Origin of the sequence: Rhizobium indigoferae (assembly GCF_034554815.1) — a bacterium.
In the GTDB taxonomy this organism is placed as follows: Bacteria; Pseudomonadota; Alphaproteobacteria; order Rhizobiales; family Rhizobiaceae; genus Rhizobium; species Rhizobium leguminosarum.
On sequence record NZ_CP140638.1, the window covers coordinates 19,281 to 39,105 of the forward strand.

17 protein-coding genes are annotated in these 19,825 nt (G+C 61.7%); 4 read left to right on the forward strand and 13 right to left on the reverse strand.

What is annotated here, in order from left to right; translation table 11 throughout:
• Window positions 1-3: 3 nt before the first annotated feature.
• The 6 genes from U5G49_RS32650 to U5G49_RS32675 all read right to left on the reverse strand — a co-directional run bounded on the left by U5G49_RS32650 (window position 4) and on the right by U5G49_RS32675 (window position 6,035).
• A complete protein-coding gene (locus tag U5G49_RS32650) occupies window positions 4-1,101 on the reverse strand; it encodes an ABC transporter substrate-binding protein (RefSeq protein WP_028732405.1) in 1,098 nt (365 codons plus the stop codon).
• Between the two features lie 51 nt (window positions 1,102-1,152).
• Window positions 1,153-2,193, reverse strand: a complete 1,041-nt coding sequence (locus U5G49_RS32655) for an ABC transporter permease (protein WP_018449098.1) — start codon at window positions 2,191-2,193, stop codon at window positions 1,153-1,155.
• Window positions 2,194-2,211: 18 nt separating this feature from the next.
• The gene (locus U5G49_RS32660; protein ID WP_130653973.1) at window positions 2,212-3,708 is read right to left on the reverse strand and encodes a sugar ABC transporter ATP-binding protein; all 1,497 of its coding nucleotides are present in this window, start codon (window positions 3,706-3,708) and stop codon (window positions 2,212-2,214) included.
• Window positions 3,709-3,816: 108 nt separating this feature from the next.
• A complete protein-coding gene (locus U5G49_RS32665; protein WP_193445946.1) occupies window positions 3,817-4,710 on the reverse strand; it encodes an NAD(P)-dependent oxidoreductase in 894 nt (297 codons plus the stop codon).
• Entirely contained in the window at window positions 4,700-5,257 is a 558-nt protein-coding gene (locus tag U5G49_RS32670; protein ID WP_130654229.1) for a gluconokinase, read from the reverse strand. The genes U5G49_RS32665 and U5G49_RS32670 overlap by 11 nt, the downstream gene beginning before the upstream one ends.
• A 13-nt stretch (window positions 5,258-5,270) precedes the next feature.
• Complete coding sequence (locus U5G49_RS32675) at window positions 5,271-6,035, reverse strand: SDR family oxidoreductase (protein ID WP_193445945.1); 765 nt, start codon at window positions 6,033-6,035, stop codon at window positions 5,271-5,273.
• A 135-nt stretch (window positions 6,036-6,170) separates the two neighbouring features.
• Between U5G49_RS32675 and U5G49_RS32680 the strand changes: the two genes are divergently transcribed.
• Together U5G49_RS32680 and U5G49_RS32685 are read left to right on the forward strand one after the other, a co-directional pair.
• Window positions 6,171-7,112 (forward strand): 2-hydroxyacid dehydrogenase, encoded by a 942-nt coding sequence (locus U5G49_RS32680; protein ID WP_193445944.1) that lies wholly within the window; start codon window positions 6,171-6,173, stop codon window positions 7,110-7,112.
• Window positions 7,113-7,122: 10 nt separating this feature from the next.
• The gene (locus U5G49_RS32685) at window positions 7,123-8,154 is read left to right on the forward strand and encodes an L-idonate 5-dehydrogenase (RefSeq protein WP_018246837.1); all 1,032 of its coding nucleotides are present in this window, start codon (window positions 7,123-7,125) and stop codon (window positions 8,152-8,154) included.
• Between the two features lie 75 nt (window positions 8,155-8,229).
• On the opposite strand, the gene U5G49_RS32690 is transcribed toward U5G49_RS32685, so the two are convergent.
• The gene (locus U5G49_RS32690) at window positions 8,230-9,306 is read right to left on the reverse strand and encodes a LacI family DNA-binding transcriptional regulator (RefSeq protein ID WP_131702899.1); all 1,077 of its coding nucleotides are present in this window, start codon (window positions 9,304-9,306) and stop codon (window positions 8,230-8,232) included.
• Window positions 9,307-9,530: 224 nt separating this feature from the next.
• Here U5G49_RS32690 and U5G49_RS32695 point away from each other — a divergent pair, with 224 nt between their 5' ends.
• Window positions 9,531-10,457: an SMP-30/gluconolactonase/LRE family protein gene (locus U5G49_RS32695; RefSeq protein WP_193445943.1), complete on the forward strand. Its 927-nt coding sequence runs from the start codon at window positions 9,531-9,533 to the stop codon at window positions 10,455-10,457.
• A gap of 60 nt (window positions 10,458-10,517) precedes the next feature.
• Here U5G49_RS32695 and U5G49_RS32700 read toward each other — a convergent pair whose 3' ends face one another.
• Both U5G49_RS32700 and U5G49_RS32705 read right to left on the reverse strand, forming a co-directional pair.
• Window positions 10,518-12,623 carry a vWA domain-containing protein gene (locus U5G49_RS32700; protein ID WP_193445942.1) on the reverse strand — a complete coding sequence of 702 codons (2,106 nt, stop codon included), beginning with the start codon at window positions 12,621-12,623 and terminating at the stop codon, window positions 10,518-10,520.
• On the reverse strand, window positions 12,620-13,144 hold the full coding sequence (locus U5G49_RS32705) for an RNA polymerase sigma factor (RefSeq protein ID WP_018449107.1): 525 nt from the start codon (window positions 13,142-13,144) through the stop codon (window positions 12,620-12,622). Before U5G49_RS32705 ends, U5G49_RS32700 begins: the two co-directional genes overlap by 4 nt.
• A gap of 225 nt (window positions 13,145-13,369) precedes the next feature.
• Here U5G49_RS32705 and U5G49_RS32710 point away from each other — a divergent pair, with 225 nt between their 5' ends.
• Window positions 13,370-14,281 carry an alpha/beta hydrolase gene (locus U5G49_RS32710; RefSeq protein ID WP_193445941.1) on the forward strand — a complete coding sequence of 304 codons (912 nt, stop codon included), beginning with the start codon at window positions 13,370-13,372 and terminating at the stop codon, window positions 14,279-14,281.
• A gap of 3 nt (window positions 14,282-14,284) precedes the next feature.
• Here U5G49_RS32710 and U5G49_RS32715 read toward each other — a convergent pair whose 3' ends face one another.
• The 4 genes from U5G49_RS32715 to U5G49_RS32730 are packed head-to-tail and all read right to left on the reverse strand — an operon-like array spanning window position 14,285 to window position 19,792.
• Window positions 14,285-16,288 (reverse strand): CocE/NonD family hydrolase, encoded by a 2,004-nt coding sequence (locus U5G49_RS32715; RefSeq protein WP_193445940.1) that lies wholly within the window; start codon window positions 16,286-16,288, stop codon window positions 14,285-14,287.
• Window positions 16,289-16,339: 51 nt separating this feature from the next.
• On the reverse strand, window positions 16,340-17,971 hold the full coding sequence (locus tag U5G49_RS32720) for an ABC transporter ATP-binding protein (RefSeq protein ID WP_193445939.1): 1,632 nt from the start codon (window positions 17,969-17,971) through the stop codon (window positions 16,340-16,342).
• Window positions 17,964-18,791: an ABC transporter permease gene (locus tag U5G49_RS32725; protein WP_047620502.1), complete on the reverse strand. Its 828-nt coding sequence runs from the start codon at window positions 18,789-18,791 to the stop codon at window positions 17,964-17,966. Before U5G49_RS32725 ends, U5G49_RS32720 begins: the two co-directional genes overlap by 8 nt.
• Complete coding sequence (locus tag U5G49_RS32730; protein WP_018449111.1) at window positions 18,788-19,792, reverse strand: ABC transporter permease; 1,005 nt, start codon at window positions 19,790-19,792, stop codon at window positions 18,788-18,790. The genes U5G49_RS32725 and U5G49_RS32730 overlap by 4 nt, the downstream gene beginning before the upstream one ends.
• Window positions 19,793-19,825 lie beyond the last annotated feature (33 nt).

The window sequence follows — 19,825 nt, forward strand, 5'->3', positions numbered from 1 at the left end:
GGGTTATTTGCCCCAGATTTTCTTGTATTGATCGCGATAGCCGTTGTCGGGATCGAAGCTGTTCTTCGGTCCACCGTCAAACTCGACGTTTTGGCTGGTCACCACATGGAGCGGCGACACATAGCCGGACCATGGAGCGCCCGCAAAGGCGCGGTTCAATTCGTCAACGAGCTGCCAGCCCTGGAGGTTGAGCGGCTCGGCGACCGTGACGGCCTGGAACTGCTTGGCGCGGATACGCTGATAGGCGCTCTCCGAACCGTCCCCGGCTGCGACGTTTACCGGTTTTCCGTCGCCTGCAATGCCGGCCGAGGCGAGCGAGGGTCCCATGAAGTCGTAATAGAGGTCGTTGATCGCCAGGGAATGCGTCCACTTCGCGCCATACTTCTGCAGAAGCGAGGTGGTGAGCTGCGGCATGCGCTGAGAGGTTTCGGCAATCGGCGTGTCGACATATTCGAGCACCGTGCCGCCGAGATCCTCGATCTCCTTCTTCATACGATCGGCCTTGGCGATCGCGATCGCATAGGTGGAGTCGGTAAAGATGATGACACCAGGCTTGCCGCCGGCATCGGCAAAGGCCCAATCCGCCGCAGACTTCGAGACTTCCATAGCATCGGTGGTGACGTTTGCGAAGACGCCGACTTCGGGAACCGGACCGACAGCCGAGGCGGCGTGCCAGGAAACCATTGGAATGCCGGCAGCCTTGGCTGCTTCCATCGCCGGCTTCTGCTCGACCGCGTCAAAGCCGTTGATGATGATGCCATCCGGCTTCAGCGCCATGGCCTGGCCGAACGCCGCGGTGCGCCCGCCGATCGAACCGGCGCCGTCAAGCGCCTTCACCGTCCAGCCCAGCGCACCTGCCGCTTCCTGCACGCCATTGACCACGCCGAGGATGCCACCGTTTTTCATATCGCCGGCAAGAATGACGATGTTCTTTGCGGCAGCGCCCTTGGGGCCGCTCGTCGGGCCATCCCAGGCGCTCACCTTGGAAGCATACTTTTCGACCACGGCCTTGGCGTCAGCCATTGAATCGGCCAGTGCCGGCATGCTGAGCATAACGGCGACGGTTGCGACCGTTGCCTGCAATAACGTTCTGCGCTTCATGTTCACTCCTCCATTTTGTTTGTTATGAAATGCCGGGATGAGCCGGCATCCTCATTTGGATGCGGGTGTGATCCTCCTCACAGCTCCGCGCTTGCGCTGGGCGTAACCTGCTATGCCGATGGCAATCAGCAGGGTCACACCGTTGAACAGCGGTTCGACGAAGAACGACCCGCCGAATTGCTGAATTCCTGATATTCCGACCGCCAGGATAATGACGCCGATCAAGGTGCCCCAGACGTTCACCCGTCCGGGCTTGATCGTCGTCGATCCGAGGAACGCGCCGACAAGCGCCGGCAGGAGATATTCGAGGCCGACGCTCGCCTGGCCGATCCGCAGCTTCGAGGCGAGAAGAACCCCGGTCAGGGCCGCAAGCAGACCCGAAGTGACGAAGGCGCCGATCACGAATTTACGGACCGGAATACCATTGAGGGCGGCCGCCTTGGGATTGGCGCCGATGGCGTAGAGGTAGCGGCCGATCGGCAGGTATTCGAGCACGATCCACATGCAGATCGCAATCAGCAGCACGTAGAAGCCGGTGATCGGCAGGCCGAACAGCATGGTGCCGTTCAGCGCATAGAATCCCTCCGGCAGGACGCCGACCACCTGCCGCCCGCCGGTGTGCCAGAGGGCAAGCGCGTAGAGAACCGTTCCGGTGCCGAGTGTTGCGATGAAGCTGTCGATCTTTGCGACTTCGACCAGCAGCCCGTTGATGAAGCCGGTCAGGACGCCGAGCGCGAGGACGATGACGACCGCGACCGGCCAGGGCAGGCCGTAGGCCGTCTGCAGGCTGATGGCGAGGATGTGCCAGAGCACGATGCCATAGCCGACGGTCAGGTCTATGCGACCGGATGCCATCGGGATCATCGCAGCCAGCGACAGAAGCGCAATGATTGCCTTGTCTGATACAATCGAGCGGACGTTCAACACGGTCGGGAACGTATCGGGCAGAAGGATCGAGAAGATCACGATCAGACCGACGGTCAGGATCACCAAACCGTAAACCGGGATCAGGCGCCCGATCTTCTGTCCGGTGGACAGACCGGCCATTTCGCTCTTGGTCGGCTCCAGAGCCGTGGATTCAATGGATTGCATGGCTGTTCTCCCGATGGCTCAAGCGGCTTCCGACGCGGAGGCGGCCGTGATGACCGCCTCCGTCGTCAGAGCGCTTCCAGTCAGTTCGCTGACGATTTTGCCGCGCGAGAAAACCAGCGCGCGGTGGCAGATATGGGCGATTTCCTCGAAGTCCGTCGACACCACGACAACCGCGAGACCGGCCTCGAGCGCCTGGGTGATCAGACGGTAGATCTCCGCGCGCGCTCCGATATCGACGCCGGCGGTCGGATCTTCTGCGACCAACAGCTTGCGGCCGGTCGCCAGCCAGCGGCCGACGACCACTTTCTGCTGATTGCCGCCCGACAGGGCCTCCACCGGCAGATCCGGATCGTTCGGCCGCAGGCCGACGGAATGGCCGATCTTATGGGCAAGATCGGCTTCGCCGCGCGGCGACAGGAAGGACAAAAGCCCACGTCCGACGGCTCCCGGATTGAGATAGGTATTTTCCCGAATGGAAAGCGAGAGCGCCACTGATTCCTCCGTCCGGTCACGAGCAATCAAGCCGATGCCCGACGCCATGGCCCGCCGCGGACTGGAAAGGTCGGGGGCCTCGTCATGCAGCAGAACCGAGCCGTTGAAGGGCTCGCAACCGAACAGGGCGCGGCCGATCCGTTCCTGACCGGCGCCGCGCAATCCAGCCAAGCCCAGAAGCTCGCCCTCGCGGATATCGAACGATATCGGGCCTGTGCCGGCGCAAACGAGATCGCGAACCTTGACGATTGCCTTGCCGGGCGTGATCTGGGTCTTGGAAAAGAGGCTGTCACCGCTGCGGCCGATGATCATCGTCACCAGCTCGTCGGGGGTCGTCGCGCTGACGGGCTTCTGTCCCACCATGCATCCGTCGCGCAGAACGGCGACCCGATCGGCAATCCGGAAAATCTCGTCCAGCCTGTGGGAGACGTAGATCATGCCGACGCCGCGATCCTTTAAGGGGCGGATCGCGTTGAACAGCCGATCGACTTCATCGGCGGGAAGGCTCGCCGTCGGCTCGTCGAGCACCAGCACGTCGGCCTCGACGGCAAGTGCACGGGCGATGGCGACAAGCGATTTTTCGGTGCGCGACAGCGCCGAGACCCGCGTGGTGGGATCGAAATCGCAGCCGACCAGTTTCAACGCTTCCTTGGCACGCGCCTGCGTCCTGTTCCAGTCGATCAGGCCGCGACGCATCGAGAAACCCTGCGACAGGCCCATGTTCTCGCCGACCGTCATCCACTCGATCAAACCGAGATCCTGGTGGATGAAGGCAACCGGCTGTCGCTCGTTCGGCTTCGGGGGGCGATGATGGTAGCTCTGACCGCGAAACAGGATGTCGCCGCTATCGGGCTTGTAGATGCCCGCAAGCGTCTTGATGAGTGTCGATTTGCCGGCGCCGTTTTCCCCCAGCAGCGCGAGGATTTCGCCCTCGCGCAGATCGATCGAGACGTCCCGCAGCGCTTGCGTGCCGCCGAAGCTCTTGGTGATCGACTGGAACTCCAGCAGTCTCTTGGCTTCCACTGAGGCTCCTCCCAAAGCTGCGGTTGTCATTGATCGTATGTTATCGATAACATTTATGGATGGTCAAGCGGAAAGATGACGATCTCGAATCTCTCAGCGAGATTGACGTCAGCCGGCCTGAAATCCGTCGAGAAGACGCATCATCTCGGCGGAGTCCTTCGGCCCGAGGCCGGCAGCGCAGAGCAGGCGGTGAATTTCGACCACGGAGCCGGTCATCGGCAATGGCGTCTTGGTCTTCAGCGCGAAGGCCTGAAGTGAATCCAGGTCCTTCAACATGTTGTCGATTCTGCCTGTCGGCGAGAAATCCCGGGCGGCGAATTTCGCCATGAATTCCTGCATTATCCGGCTGTCCGCCCTGCCGCCCGCAAGGGCTGCCGGAATGGCGGCCGGATCGACGCCGCCAGCTTCGGCGAGCTTGACCGCCTCGGCGACGGCCTGAAACAGCACGGCGCAAAACAGCTGATTGATCAGCTTGGTGGTCTGCCCGGCGCCGGATACACCCATCAGCGAGTAATTGGCGGCAAGATGCCGCATCACCACGCGCGCCCGTTCGAAATCCTCAGGGCTGCCGCCGGCCATAATCGTCAGGCGTCCGCTCAGCGCACCTGGCACGCCGCCGGAGAGCGGGCAATCCACCCATGCCATGCCCGTTTCCTGACGCAGCCGCATCGCCATCTCAACCGTCTCGGCGGGGTCGATCGACGACATGTCGATCAGCAGCTTGTCGGCATTTGCAGCCGCCGCAACACCCTTTTCGCCGAAGACGACAGCGCGAACAATATTTGCGTGATTGAGGCTCAGCACACAAAACGCCGACCGTGAGACCGCCTCCTCCACGGAGCCGGCCGCGCGTGCGCCCTTGGCCGCCAAAACCGCGACTTTTTCGGTATCCAGGTCGAAGACGGAGACCTTATGCCCGGTTTCGATCAATCGGGTGATGATCGCGGTTCCCATGATGCCGGCACCGATGACGGCGACATCTGCTCTGTAGTCATCCTGCATGATAATCTCCTCCCTTGACGGCCATGCCGCTCAGTCCCTTGCAAGCCAGCGCCACAATATCATCCAACGCATTATCGATCGCCACCGTCACAACACCAGCTTCACCGGTCGGCGGCTCCAGCGTCTGCAGCTGGCTGTCGAGCAGCGACGCCGGCATGAAATGGCCCCGGCGAGCCTGCATCCGCGACAGCAACAGGTCGCGGGATCCTTCGAGGAAAACAAAGGCCAGACGCCCACCCGCCGACTGCCTCAACCTGTCCCGATAGCTTCTCTTCAGCGCCGAACAGGAAATCACCAATCCTTGCGACGTTTCTTGCGCGGTCCTTAGTTCCTCGCCGATCCGGTCGAGCCAGGGTAGGCGGTCGTCGTCAGTAAGCGGTATGCCCTGCGCCATCTTCTCGACATTTCCAGCGGGGTGGAGTTGGTCGCCTTCCACAAACACCATGCCGTTTTGAGCAGCGACGCGTTCTCCGACCGAGGATTTGCCGCAGCCGCTGACGCCCATGACGACGACAGCCAGAGGCGGTGCCTTCTTCTCGAAATCCATCATCTCGTCTCTATCAGAGGCAGGTCGTAATGCCGCCGTCGACATACAGCGTATGCCCGTTGATGAAAGACGAACCGCGGCCTGACAGGAAAACAGCGGCACCCACCAGTTCCTCAACATTGCCCCAGCGTCCGGCCGGCGTCCGCTTCTCGAGCCAGGACGAGAACTTCGGATTGTCGACGAGTGCCTGGTTGAGCGGCGTCTTGAAATAGCCCGGCGCAATCGCGTTGATCTGCAGACCGTACTTGGCCCAGTCGGCGCACATGCCGCGGGTCAGATTGCGCACCGCGCCCTTGGTCGCGGTGTAGGGAGCAATGCCGGGGCGCGCCAGTTCGCTTTGAACGGAGGCGATGTTGATGATCTTGCCCTGGCCGCGGGCGATCATGGGTTTGGCCACTGCCTGGCCGACGTAGAACACGCTCGAAATATTGGTGGTCAGCAGCAGCTCCCATTTGTCCGCCGGAAAATCTTCCAGCGGCGTGCGAAACTGCATGCCGGCATTGTTGATCAGGATGTCGAGCGGCCCGATATCGGCTTCGATCGCGTCTATGCCTTCTTTGGCAGCATCCTTGCTGGTCACGTCGAAGATCGCCGCATGGGCAGACAGGCCCTGATCCTTGAGGCTCTCGACCGCGCGTTTGACGCTTTCGGGTGTGCGGCCGTTGATGATCACCTCGGCGCCATGCTGCGCCAGGCCTTCGGCCAGGGCATAGCCGATCCCCTGGCTGGAGCCGGTGATCAGGGCACGGCGTCCGGTAAGATCAAACAAGTTCTTCATGTAAATCACTCCTCCAGTCTCCCCGCAGGCGACGGCTTCAACTGCCGCTGACGGCGAAACTCACTTGACATCCCTTTTTCGAATTATATGTTATCGATAACATAATCAACTGTCAAAATGCGGGATGGAAACGGAATGCCTGAGGTAGAAATCTTGATGGCCGGAGCTTATCCGGAATGGGACATGGTGGATCTGGAGGCGAACTACCGCATCCATCGCCTGTGGGAAGCGGCAGACCGGCAGGAGCTGATCTCCAGGGTTGGCAAGGATGTCCGCGCCCTAGCGACCCGCGGCGAACTCGGAGCGTCCGCAGAGTTGATGGCGCAATTGCCGAAACTGGAAATCGTCTCCTGTTACGGCGTCGGCACCGACGCAATCGACTTGTCCTATGCCCGCGCCAACGGCATTCGCGTCACGAATACCCCTGATGTGCTGACCGAGGATGTCGCCGATATCGCCATCGGACTGCTGCTTGCCACGGCGAGGCAGGTCCCTCAGGCGGATGTTCTCGTCCGCTCCGGCCAATGGGGCAGTGTCGCCATGCCGCTGGTGACGCGCGTCTCGGGCAAGAAAGTGGGGATCGCCGGCATGGGGCGGATCGGCAAGGCGATCGCCAAGAGGGCTGCCGCTTTCGGCTGCGACATCTCCTATTTCGCTCGCCATGACCACACGGATGTAGCTTACGCCTATGAACCCGACCTGATCGCGCTTGCGGATTGGGCCGACTTTCTGATCGTCATCGTCCCCGGTGGGGAGGCGACCATGAAAATCATCAATGCTGAGGTGCTTAAAGCGCTCGGTCCAAACGGCATCTTGATCAATGTTTCGCGCGGGACGACCGTCGACGAAGAGGCGCTGATCGCAGCGCTTCAAGACCGTACCATTCAGGCGGCTGGCCTTGATGTCTTCCTGAATGAACCCAGGATCGATGCCCGTTTCCTGGCCCTCCAAAACGTCGTGTTGCAGCCCCATCACGGCTCTGGCACTGTCGAGACCCGCAAGGCCATGGGCCAACAGGTCAGAGACAATCTCGCTGCGCATTTTGCAGGCAGCCCGCTTCCAACTCCCGTCGTGTGAGGGTCCCGATATGAAAGCCATCGTCATTCATGCCGCCAAGGATCTGAGGATCGAAGAGCGCGAGCCGGAAGTTGCGGGCGCCGGGCAGGTGGAGATTGCCATCGAAGCCGGCGGCATCTGCGGTTCCGACCTGCATTACTACAATCATGGCGGTTTTGGCACCGTTCGCCTGCGCGAGCCGATGATCCTCGGCCATGAGATCGCCGGAACGGTGAAGGCGCTCGGCTCCGGCGTCACCGATCTTGCCGTCGGAGACCGTGTCGCGGTTTCCCCGAGCCGGCCCTGCAACCATTGCCAATATTGCCTGAAAGGACAGCAAAACCACTGCCTCAACATGCGGTTTTACGGCAGCGCCATGCCCATGCCGCATATTCAGGGCGGCTTTCGCCAGCGGCTGGTGGCGGAGCGTTGGCAATGCCACAAGGTCGCCGATGGCATTTCCATCCATGAAGCCGCCTTTGCCGAACCCTTTGCCGTGACGCTGCATGCGGCAAACCGCGCCGGATCGCTGCTCGGCAAACGGGTCCTTGTTACGGGTTGCGGCCCCATTGGGATGTTGGCGATCGTTGCGGCGCGCGTTCTCGGCGCCCGCGAAATCGTTGCGACCGACGTGACCGACAGCGTTCTGGCGATTGCCCGCACCAGCGGCGCCGATCGAACGATCAACGTTGCCACGCATGCTGCCGACCTTGCCGCTTACAGCGCTGACAAGGGATACTTCGATGTCATGTTCGAGGCGTCGGGCAATGAGCGAGCCGTGCGCGCGGGCCTGGAGACGCTTAAGCCGCGCGCCGTTCTCGTCCAGCTCGGCCTTGGCGGCGATGTCTCTATCCCGCAGAACATGATCGTTGCGAAGGAAATCGAGATGCGCGGCACATTCCGTTTTCACGAGGAATTTGCGCTCGCCGTCGAACTGATCAACGCGCGTCGCGTCGATCTGAAGCCGCTGCTGACAGGTGTCTTTGGGATCGAAGAGGCCGTTGCCGCCTTCGAACTGGCAGGCGACCGCAGCAAGTCCATGAAAGTGCAGATCGCCTTCTGACCGACTGCATGATCCCTGCAGCCATTCAAAGTGTTGCAGCGCCGCGCATCCGAAAAGACGCGCGGCGCTTTAGTCTCAAGCGATCGACGCGCCATTCCGCTCCGTGCTTTCGCGCAAGACAACCTTGTAGCCGGTCAATGTGATCTCATCGCCGGTCGCCTCGCCGGTATGGAGGGTATCCAGCAGGCGGGCAGCCGCCTGGCGACCGATGCCATAACAATCGACATTGATGGTGGTGATGCGCGGATGGCAGATGGACGAGATCTCGTAGTCGCCGAAACCGGCAATGGCGATGTCCCTTGGAACCTTCATTCCCCGGCGCGTGCATTCCATGATGGCGCCAAAGGCGGAAAGGTCGGAGACGCAGAGAACCACCTCCGTGTCCGGCCAGCGCTCCAGCAGACTGACGATCGCCTGGCCGCCTTGTTCCATCGTGATGGGCGGGACGCCGAAGGAAATCATCCGTCCCGGTCCGAGGCCGAGTTCTTCGACAGTCTTTTGGAAACCGCTTCGCCGCTGGCTGCCGCGCGTATCGCGCGCCGTCGTTCCGCCGATATAGCCGAACTTCCGATATCCCTGGCCGGCGAGCGTCCGCACCAGCAAGGCCATCGCCTCGCTGTTGGAAAAGCCGACGACCTGATTGATCGGATTTTCCGGAAGTTCCCAGGTCTCGACAACGGGAATGCCGGCTTTTGCAAGCATGCGCCGCGCGCGTGCCGTGTGCGAACCACCCGTCAGGATGATGCCTTCAGGGCGGCGGCGCAGCATCGCCTCGATCAGCTCTTCCTCTTTCTCCGCCGAATAGTCGGTATAGCCGAGAAGGAGTTGAAGGCCGGTATTCTGCAGCGCATCGGTAATGCCCCGCGCGGTGTCGGAAAAATTCGAATTGTTGATCGAGGGCACCAGGGCGGCGATGAAGCCGCTCCGCCGCGACGAAAGACTGCCGGCCGACAGGTCGAGCACATAGCCGAGCGCATCGACGGCTTCCATGATACGCTTGCGGGTCTCCTCGGAAACGCTCGCATCCTGGCGAAAGGCGCGCGAAACGGTCATGGCGGAGACGCCGACATATTTGGCGACTTCCGCCATCGTCAGCTTTTGAGCCTCTCCCGGCTTGAGACGCTTGTCTTTCGGCTCATCCTCGTTTTTCACTGGTCTCCGCTTTCACAAAGCTTCCGAGTTGGGCAATTCAAGACACGATAAAGTTATCGCTATCATCGCACAATCGATTTTATTGCAGAAATGCACCGTTCCAATGTCTGAAAACCAAGTTTCTTGGCAGCTTTTCGCAGCGGTCGGCAGATCGATGTCTATACGAAGCCCTCAAAACACGACAAGATGATATCGATAACAATTGGAGGAAACGGAGGAGCATCATGTTCGGACAAATTGACGGTACGGGTTTTGAGGTTCTCGACCCGCGTTTTGAAAGCTGCTTCGTCGGTCACGCTCGCGTCGAGCGGCTTTGGACGGGTGGCCGCTGGCTGGAGGGACCGGCCTGGTTTGCCGCCGGGCGCTATCTGGTTTTCTCGGACATCCCCAACAACCGGATGATGCGCTACGACGATACCAGCGGGCACACATCGGTATTCCGCGCACCCAGCAACAACTCGAATGGCAACACTGTCGACAATCAGGGACGGCTCATCACCTGCGAGCATCTGACGCGCCGTGTCACGCGAACCGAATTCGACGGCAGGATCACCGTTCTGGCCGATCGAATTGCAGGCGAGCGGCTCAATTCTCCAAATGACGTCGCCGTCAGGTCCGATGGGACCGTCTGGTTCACCGATCCGAGCTACGGCATCCTCCACGACTATGAGGGCGACTACGGCGAAGCGGAAATCGGCGGATGCCACGTCTACCGGCATGACCCAGCGACAGGCACGACCGATCAGGTGACGTCCGATTTCGTCAAGCCGAATGGGCTGGCTTTTTCCCCGGATGAGACGGTGCTCTATGTTGCAGACACCGGCGCAACGCACCTGCCCGGCGGTCCGCGCCATATCAGAAGGCTCGAAGTCTCGAATGAGGGCAGGCTGACCGATCTCGGCGTTTTCGCAGAATGCACCTCAGGTCTGTTTGATGGTTTTCGCGTGGATCGCAAAGGCAGGATATGGACGAGCGCCGGCGATGGTGTCCACGCCTATGATCCGGATGGAACGCTGCTCGGCAAGATCCATATTCCCGAGGGCGTTTCCAACGTTACGTTCGGTGGAGAGAAATTGAACCGTCTCTTTATCACCGCGAGCACGTCTCTCTACGCCGTTTATCTCACGGCCAACGGGTCGAGACTGGGATAACGGCGAAAAGAGGCCGCCTTCCGGGACGGCCTCTCGTTTGGTGCAGTTTTTCCTCATGCCTCACCGTTGACTGAGGCCGTCCGCCATACGAACGAGGCTGAGGAAATCCGACCTGTAGCCGAAAGTGTCCGCTCCCCGCGATGCCGCGGCGAGATCGGCGATCGCCTGGTAAGAATAGGAATCGACGGCGGCAATCCGGCTCAGTTTTTGGCCGAAGGCGGCGACGGCCACCGAGAAACGGACATCCTGCGGCGCGGCATCGACGGCGGCGACCGCGTTGCTGTCATTGACGGGCGTGGTGATGAGAGCACTCTTATCCTCGCCCGGCCGTTTGTAACGCATCTTGACGAAGGCAAACTCGCCTTGACGCGCGGTATCGGCGTTCTCGGCCGGCGCATTGTTGGCCGCGCCATAACGCAGGTCGTCATTCATGACCGCGGGGCTTCCCTTGGGCGTAATCTCGTAAATCGCCGTGACGCTGTGGCCGGAGCCGATATCGCCGGCGTCGACACGGTCATTGTTGAAATCCTCGCGCTTCAGCGCTCGCGTCTCGTAGCCGATCAACCGGTACTCGGCGATCCGTTCCGGGTTGAACTCAACCTGGAACTTGACGTCGCTGGCGATCGGAAACAGCGTCGATCCGGCTTCTTCGACCAGCGTCTTTTGCGCCTCCGCCAGGGTGTCGATATAGGCAGCACTGCCGTTGCCGTTCTGCGCCAGCGTCTGCATCAGGGAATCGTTGAGATTGCCCCGCCCAAAGCCGAGAACGGTGAGGAAGATGCCGTCCCTGCGTCTCTCTTCGATGATCCGCTTCAAATCCTCGTCGCTCGACGGGCCGACATTGAAGTCGCCGTCCGTCGCCAGCATTACGCGGTTGACGCCGTCCTTGACGAAGGCCTGTTTGGCAAGATCGTAGGCCGCCTCGATGCCTTCGGCGCCGCCGGTCGAGCCGCCCGGCTCCAGCTTGTCGATCGCCGACAGGATCTTCGATTTCTCCGCCACGCGTGTCGGGGACAGCACGGTGCCGGCATTGCCGGCATAGGTGACGATCGAGACGGTATCGTCGGCCTTCAGCCTGTTGACGAGGAGCCGGAAGGCGCTCTTCAGCAGCGGCAGCTTGTCCGGCTCGTCCATCGAACCCGACACGTCGATCAGGAAGACCAGATTGGCATGCGGCGTGGTCGCCGGCGCGATGTCATAGCCCTTGATCGCCACATGCATCAATTCCGTGTCGTGGTTCCACGGGGTCGGCATCACAGTCACCGTCGCCTTGAAAGGCTGGGCGGCATTTTCAGGACCCGGCCAGTCATAGGGGAAATAATTGATCATCTCCTCAACGCGAACCGATTGCGGATCGGGCATCGCCCCGCCGGTCAACGAGCGGCGGACGAAGGCATAGGACGCGCTGTCGACATCGGCGGAAAAGGTCGAGACCGGATCCGTCGCGACGCTCTTGATCGGATTTGCCGCGGCATTGGCAAACCGCTCGCGATTGGGATCGAGCTGAATCTGGACACGCCCCTCCGCAGGCGGAGCAGGCGAGGGGGCGATGGCGGCCATCGGTTCGGCCAATTGCTGCTGGGGGGCGATGCCGGGAGCGGCCGGCGCAGAGCGTTTGGCCGCCCCGAGTGCCGTGGCGGAACCCTCCGATTTGTTCGTGAGGGTGGCGATGTCATTGGCGTCGAATTCGGATATCCGCGCCGCGCCGGGTTTCGCGACGGCCGGTGTCTCCTTGTCCTGCAGCGCTTGCGCGTCAACGACAGATTGCTCAGCCAGGGTACCGTTTTCGGCCGGTGCTTGCGGCGCGACCGCGACCGGTTGTTTCGACGCCTCACCTCGCGAAAGGTTGCCGGCGATCTCAGTCTGGTCGACGATCGGCGATCCGTTGCGGGTCAGCTCGATCGTGAGATAACCGGCGGCCGGAATGACGAGCAGCGTCGCAAGGGCTGAACCGGCGAGGAATTTCTTGTTCATGGCAGGGCTCCATATCCAGTTGATGATGGAGCTTTGACGCCAGCCTTTCGCATTTCCTTGGGGCGCCAGCGCATTATTTCCGGCGGTGTCGAAGGCCTGCATCGCAGCAGTAAGCGCGCGCGCGCGCGCCTCCGGCGTCGCTGCCGGCGGTGTGGAGTGGGAGAGCTTTTCGAGTTCCTTGTCCACGGTCATACCTCTTCCTTCCCAAGCACGGCCTTCAGCCTCTTGCGCGCCTCATGGACCTGCCAGGAAACGGTCGCCTCCGAGCAGCCCATGATATCGGCAGCAGCCGAATGGCTGAGACCTTCGCCGTAAACGAGCAGCACGGCGTCGCATTGCCTCTCCGGCAAGGCGCGCACGGCCGCCCACAATTCGCTCGATATCTCGTCGTCATTTTCGCCCGGCGCATCCTGCGGTGGTTCAGCTGCGTAAGCGCGGAATGTCTGCGCCTCTCGTGCAAGCTTGCGTCTATGGTCGCGGGCGGCGTTGAGCGTCAGAGTGTAGAGCCATGTCCTGAAGCGGCTGGCGCCGCGAAAGCTGCGGATGGCCGCGCCGAGCTTGACGCAGACCTCCTGGGCAATGTCGTCGGCGTCCGTGGAACTGCCCGACCAACGCCACGCCGTCGCATGGACGAAATCATAATGGCGCGAGACCAGTTGCCCGAAGGCCTCCCGGTCGCCGCCCTGCGCTCGTTCTATGAGCTCCGCGTCCAATTCCGCACCTACCCCATGCTACCAAGCAAGATGCTATTTCCAGATTGAGACGTTTCTCGGATGGCTTTCCTTGGGTCGATGGCCAAAAAATTATCGGGAATTTTGAGTTGGCGCGACATTCACGGGTCGCGACCAGACAGGTTGTTCACGCCACGTAGGCGCATGATGAGGACAGAGTCGGCCAGGGACATGACCTGTCACGTCCCAAATCGCGAAAGGACCTCCATGTCCGCTCAACCACCTGCCCCCACCGAAAAGGGCATCCTGCAGTTTCTCGCGATTTGCGATGCCTTCTATCCGCCAGACGCCGTTCAAGCATCGATCGAACAGCAGCGACATTGGTACGACGCTCTCTGCGCACGCTTCGATCGCCCGCTGCCCCCGGAGATGATCTTTGCGGACGGCATGCTCCAGCGCATACCGATCCGGCGCTACCGTCCGCGGAAAATCAGCACGCGCACCATTCTGCTCTATCTTCATGGCGGTGGCTTCGTTGTCGGTTCGCTCGAGTGCCATCATGCCATCTGCGCCGAGATTGCTGATTTTGCCGGCGCGGAACTTGTTTCGGTCGATTACCGGCTAGCCCCTGAATATCGCTGGCCGGCACAGACGGATGACGGCTTTACCGTAATGAAACATCTGCTTTCCGCCAACAGCAAGGTCGTGCTGATCGGCGACAGCGCTGGGGCCAATCTTGCGGCGGGCCTTGCGTTGCGCGCGCGCGACGCGGGCCTGTCAGGCGTCGTCGGCCAAGTCCTGATCTATCCGGCGCTCGGCGGTGACCTTACTGCAGGCTCCTATGTCGAAATGGCCGCGGCCCCCGGATTGACGACGGCGGATGTCGCCTATTATCGCGAGATCTTGCGGGCGCCAGCAGGCAACGAGATTGCCGAACCACTGCAGGCAGCTTCGCTTGCCGGGCTGCCGCCGGCCTTCATCACGGTCGCGCATTTCGATCCGCTCCGGGACGACGGCCGGCACTATGCCGCCCGGCTCACCGCGGAGGGCGTCGAAGTCTGGTTCCGGGAGGAGCCGCAGATGGTGCACGCGTGGCTGCGCGCCCGCCACATGAGCGATGGCGCGCGGGACGGCTTCCGTGCCGTGTGCGAGGCCATAAGGCGTTTTGCGCAGACCTGACGATCACATCAGGTCACGCGCGATCCGCTTTTCCGCAAAGACCTTTTCGAAGATCTGCACATCGTCCTCGAAAGCGGTGACGACAGCGCTGATGATCCAGTCGGTCTGGGTGCAGGCAATGCGCGCGGTCGCGACTGTGCGGACGAACCAGCCGGGGCGGCGCATGTCGCAGGTCCAGGTCGACCTCCCGGTCATCGACAACGGATTATCGGGCGCAATCGACCAGACTTCCTCCCGCAATTGCCGGGTCGAGAGGCCGGTCTCAGGGTGTTCGGTGAGCCCGGTATCCTCGTGGATGTGATACTCCGTTCGGGCGGCCGAGAGATCGCGGACGACCTGCCGCTTCGTCGCGGCGGCCGCGTGCTCGATGTATTTCGGCAGCGGATCGGGATTGGCCGGTTCCTTGATGTCGATCCGCTGGTGCTCGCCGAGCATCGGCAGCCCCAGGCCGAGTGCCGCGATATCGACCTCGATGCCTTCGTCATCAGGCGGCGGCAGGATCATCGGCCAATATGCGGTGGACAGCGAAAGGCGGATGCGATGCCCCTTGCGGAAGCGATAACCGCAGGCATCGAGCACCAGCCGGATCGACACCTTCTCGCCTGGTATCAGCGCCTTTGGATCTGCATTGCCGTCGCGGTGAGTGAGATTGACGACGCCGAAGGCGACACGCGTTGCCGTGCCATCCGGATGAACATCGACGAGCCGGGCGCAGAGATTTCCGCCCGCCGTCCGAGAGCGCAGCGCAAGCGTGAGCACAGGCCGGCCGAGATAGTCGTAATCGCCAGCAAGCGGCATCGTATCGAAGATCAGCGAGCCGGCATCGTCCGAGCGTTGATCGATCGCCATTTCGGCATCGGGCTTCAGCGTAAAATACTCACCGGATGCCGTCCCGGTGTCGAGCGGAGAGCGGAGATAGACGGGATGCTCGGGCGCGTGCGGAATCGGCATGCCTTCCGTCAGCTTGCCGAACTGCTCGACATAGAAACACTGCATCTGCGGCGGCGACCAGACGTCCTTGGCGACCCAGAAACCCGGGTCGCTGTCGCGTCGCGGGGCAGGGCGGATGGCATCGAGAATATAGGCGCGGGCCTGCGGCAAGGTGTCGATGCCGTTATCCTCGCCACGCAGCCATTTGTTCCACCAGGCGATCGCTTCGCCATGGAAATCCGTGCGCGGCTTCGGCCAGGCAAAGTGCGGATATTTGTGGACCCAGGGACCGATCAGTGCCTTCGCTTTGTGGCTCAGGCCTTCGGCCGCCATCAGAGGCGTATTGCGGTAGCCGTCCGCCCAGCCCGCGATGACAAGCGCGGGAATCTCCACGCTGGAAAAATCCTCTGAGATCGAGCCGTGACGCCAGAAATCGTCGCGCCGCTGATGGGTCAGCCACTCCTCCATGAAGAAGGGTTCGCCGGCCAGGCGTTCCAGCCACATCTCCTTCCAGCGTTCGCCGACAAGTGCGGGATCGGGCGGGCGCGACTGGTAGCCGAGCATCGTTGCCGCCCATGAGAGCTGGGCGGAGAGATGGCAGCCGTTCTTGTAGTGGATGTCGTCATTGTAACGATCGACGGTCGAGGCGATCGATATGACGGCCTTCAGCGCCGGCGGTCGCAATGCTGCGACCTGCAGGCTGTTGAAGCCGCCCCAGGAGATGCCCATCATGCCGACCGAGCCGTTCGACCATGGCTGCGCGGCAATCCAGGCGATCAGCTCGCAGGCATTGGCAAGCTCGCTTTCGGTATATTCGCCGTCGATGACGCCGCCGGATTCTCCGGATCCGCGGATATCGACGCGCACACCGGCAATGCCTGCGGCCGCGAACACCGGATAGGTCGACTCATCCCTGAGGCAGGTTCCGTCCCGTTTGCGATAGGGCAGGAATTCGAAGACGGCAGGAACCGGATCTTCCTCAGCACCATCCGGCATCCAGATGCGCGCGGCAAGCCGCGTCCCATCCTTCAGGGTAATCCATTCATTTTCGATGGTGGCGAAGCCGCGCGAGGTCATGCTCATTCCTTGATGCACTTTCCGTGAGACGAGGGCTCTGCCCTCGTCGAGTCAGTTACCGGCGCTCTCCATGCGACGTGTAGCAAGCACCCGTTCCAGCCAGCCGATTTCCATTTCCGGTACGGATTTCAACAGCAGATCGGTGTAGTCGTCAAAGGGCGGGGAGAGCGCCGTCGATTTCGGACCGAACCGCACCAGCTTGCCACGATGCATCACCGCCACGCTGTCGGCAATCGCCCTGACGATCGCGATGTCGTGGGTGATGAAGACGTAGGACAGCTGTTCTTCTTCCTGCAGGCGCAGGAGGAGCTTGAGGATACCCTCCGCCACCAGCGGATCGAGCGCCGAAGTCGGCTCGTCGCAGAGGATGAGTTCGGGCTTGGCGGCAAGCGCTCTGGCGATCGCGACGCGCTGCTTCTGGCCACCTGATAGTTCGGCCGGGTAGCGGTCGACGAAACCCTTGCCCATTTCGATCTGGTCGAGCAGTTCCTTGACCCGGGCGGTTTTCTCGGCACCTCGAAGGCCATAATAAAAGGTCAGCGGGCGGCCGATGATGTCGCGAACCGTCTGCCGCGGGTTCATCGCCGTATCGGCCATCTGGTAAATCAGCTGGATACGCCTCAGGTCGTCATTTGGCCGGCTCTTAAGGTCTGGCATCAGCGGCTTTCCATCAAAGACGATGCGCCCGCTGCTCGGCGGCAATAGGCCGGTGATGACGCGCGCCAGGGTCGATTTGCCCGAGCCGGATTCGCCGACGACGGCGAGTGTCTGGCCCTTCGGCACATGCAGCGAGACATCGTGGAGCACCTTGAAACCGTTGGAATATTCGGCACTGACATTTTCCACCTTGAGAAGTGCCGTGGACTGATCGGCCGCCTCCTCACGATAGGCCTGCCTGACATTGACGAGGGCGCGGGTATAATCCTGTCGCGGCGCCTCGATGATTTGCTGGACGCTGTCGTATTCGACTTGCTTGCCATAGCGCAGAACCATGATGTCGTCGGAGATCTGGGCGACGACGGCGAGATCGTGGGTGATATAAAGGGCGGCCGTGTGCGTTTCCTCGATGGCATGCTTGATCGCCGCCAGCACGTCGATCTGCGTGGTGACGTCGAGCGCCGTGGTCGGCTCGTCGAAGACGATGAGTTCGGGGTTGGAGCAGAGCGCCATCGCCGTCATCGCCCGCTGCAACTGGCCGCCGGAGACTTGGTGGGGAAAGCGCTCGCCGAAGGTTTCGGGATTGGGCAGGCCGAGAACCCCGAACAGATAAAGCGCACGTTTGCGCGCCGCGTCCTTGGTCATCAAACCATGTTTGACCGAAGCTTCGATCACCTGATCGCCGAGTCTGTGCGCCGGATTGAAGGCGGCGGCGGCCGATTGCGCGACGTAGCAGACCCGGGCGCCGCGAATTTTCCGGATGCCGTTCTTGCCGAGCGTCAGGATATCGGCGCCGTCGAGCAAGACCTCGCCGCCGGTGATTTCGGCGCCGCCACGGCCATAGGCAAGCGCGGACAGGCCGATCGTCGACTTGCCGGCACCCGATTCGCCGATCAGGCCGAGGACCTTGCCCTTCTGCAGGTCGAAGGAAACCCCGTCGACGATCGTCACCCGCCTGGGCGGTTCGCCCGGCGGATAGCTGGTTGCTTCGATCTTCAGATTGCGAACGGAAAGAAGCTCAGGCATCGCCGCGCCCTCCCTTGAGGCTGGATGTGCGTTTCAGGAGCCAATCGACGACGAGGTTGACGCAGACGGCAAGCACGGCGATCGCCGTGCCCGGCACCAGCGCCGCCGAGATGCCGAAGATGATGCCGTCCTTGTTGTCCTTGACCATGCCGCCCCAATCGGCCGCGGGCGGCTGAATGCCGAGGCCGAGGAAGGAAAGCGTCGAGAGGAACAGGATCGAGAAGGCGAAGCGCAGCCCGAACTCGGCCAGCAGCGGCGACAGGGTGTTCGGCAGGATTTCGCGGAAGATGATCCAGAGCTTGCCTTCACCGCGCAGCTTGGCCGCCTCGACGAATTCCATCACCGCGACATCGAGTGCCACGGCGCGGCCGAGACGGTAGACGCGGGTGGAATCGAGGATCGCCATGACGAGGATCAGGACGACGATATTCTGCGGCAGGACCGCAAGAACCACCAGCGCGAAGATCAGCGTCGGGATCGACATCATCAGATCGTTGAAACGCGAAAACACCGTGTCGATGATGCCGCGCGAGACGGCAGCGGTGAAGCTCAGGATAATGCCGAGCGAGAAGGAGATGACGGTGGCAGCGGACGAGACCAGCAGCGTCGTGCGCGCGCCGTAGATCAGGCGCGAGAGGATGTCGCGGCCGAGATTGTCGAGGCCGAAGATGTATTGATTATCCGGCAGCTGCCAGACGTCGCCGACGACCTGCGTCTCGCCATAAGGGGCGAGCCAGGGGGCGAAGAGCGCGAAGATGAAGGCGATGGCGATACCGGCCATGCCGATCCAGGCGGTGATGGGGATGTCTCTCAATCTCATCGCGGATGCCTCAGCCGGGGATTGGCGATAATCGCGAGGATATCGGCCGTCATATTGAGGAAGATGTAGACAGCTGCGAAGATCAGGCCGCAGGCCTGTACCACGGGCATGTCGCGCACGGTGACCGCATCGACCATGTATTGCCCCATGCCGGGATAGACGAAGACCACTTCGACAACGACGACGCCAACCACGAGATAGGCAAGGTTCAGCGCGATGACATTGATGATCGGCGCGAGCGCATTGGGGGCGGCATGCTTGACGATCGCGCGGAAGGCGCTAAGGCCCTTCAGCTCTGCGGTCTCCATGTAGGCGGAGGACATGACTGAGAGGATCGCCGCTCGCGTCATGCGCATCATGTGCGCGAGCACGACGAGCACGAGGGTCGCCGTCGGCAGCGCGATCGCCTTCAATCGTTCGACGAAACCCATGCTGTCATAGACGGTCGCTGGAAAGGTCGCCATGCCAAGGTTCACTGCGAAGACGAGGATCAGCAGGTAGCCGATGAAGAATTCCGGCAGTGAGATCGCCGCAAGCGAGATCACGTTGATGATCTTATCCGGCAGGCGGTTGCGGAAATGCACTGACAGCATGCCGAGGCCGACCGCGAGCGGCACGGATATCACCGCTGCGAAACCCGCCAGGAAAAGCGAATTGCCGAGGCGCTTGCCGATCTGTTCGCTCACCGAATTCTTGCTGGCCCAGGAGGTGCCGAAGTCGCCCTGAACGGCGTTGCCGAGCCATTCGACGTAGCGCGTCGTGATTGGACGATTCAGCCCGAGATCCTCTCGAATATTGGCAACGGCCTGCGGTGTCGCCGACTGACCGAGATAGGTGGTGGCAAAATCGCCGGGCAGGGCTTCCAGACCGCCGAAGATCAGGATGGAAACGGCAAAAAGCAGGACGAGGCTCAGCACGAAGCGCTCGAGGATAAGGGCAAGCAGCGGAAAGCGCTGCCGGAACCCGAGGCCGGGCAAGATGCTTGGGGCAGGATTGGTCATGGCGAGGACCTCGCGCTAGAACGTCGGGAGGAC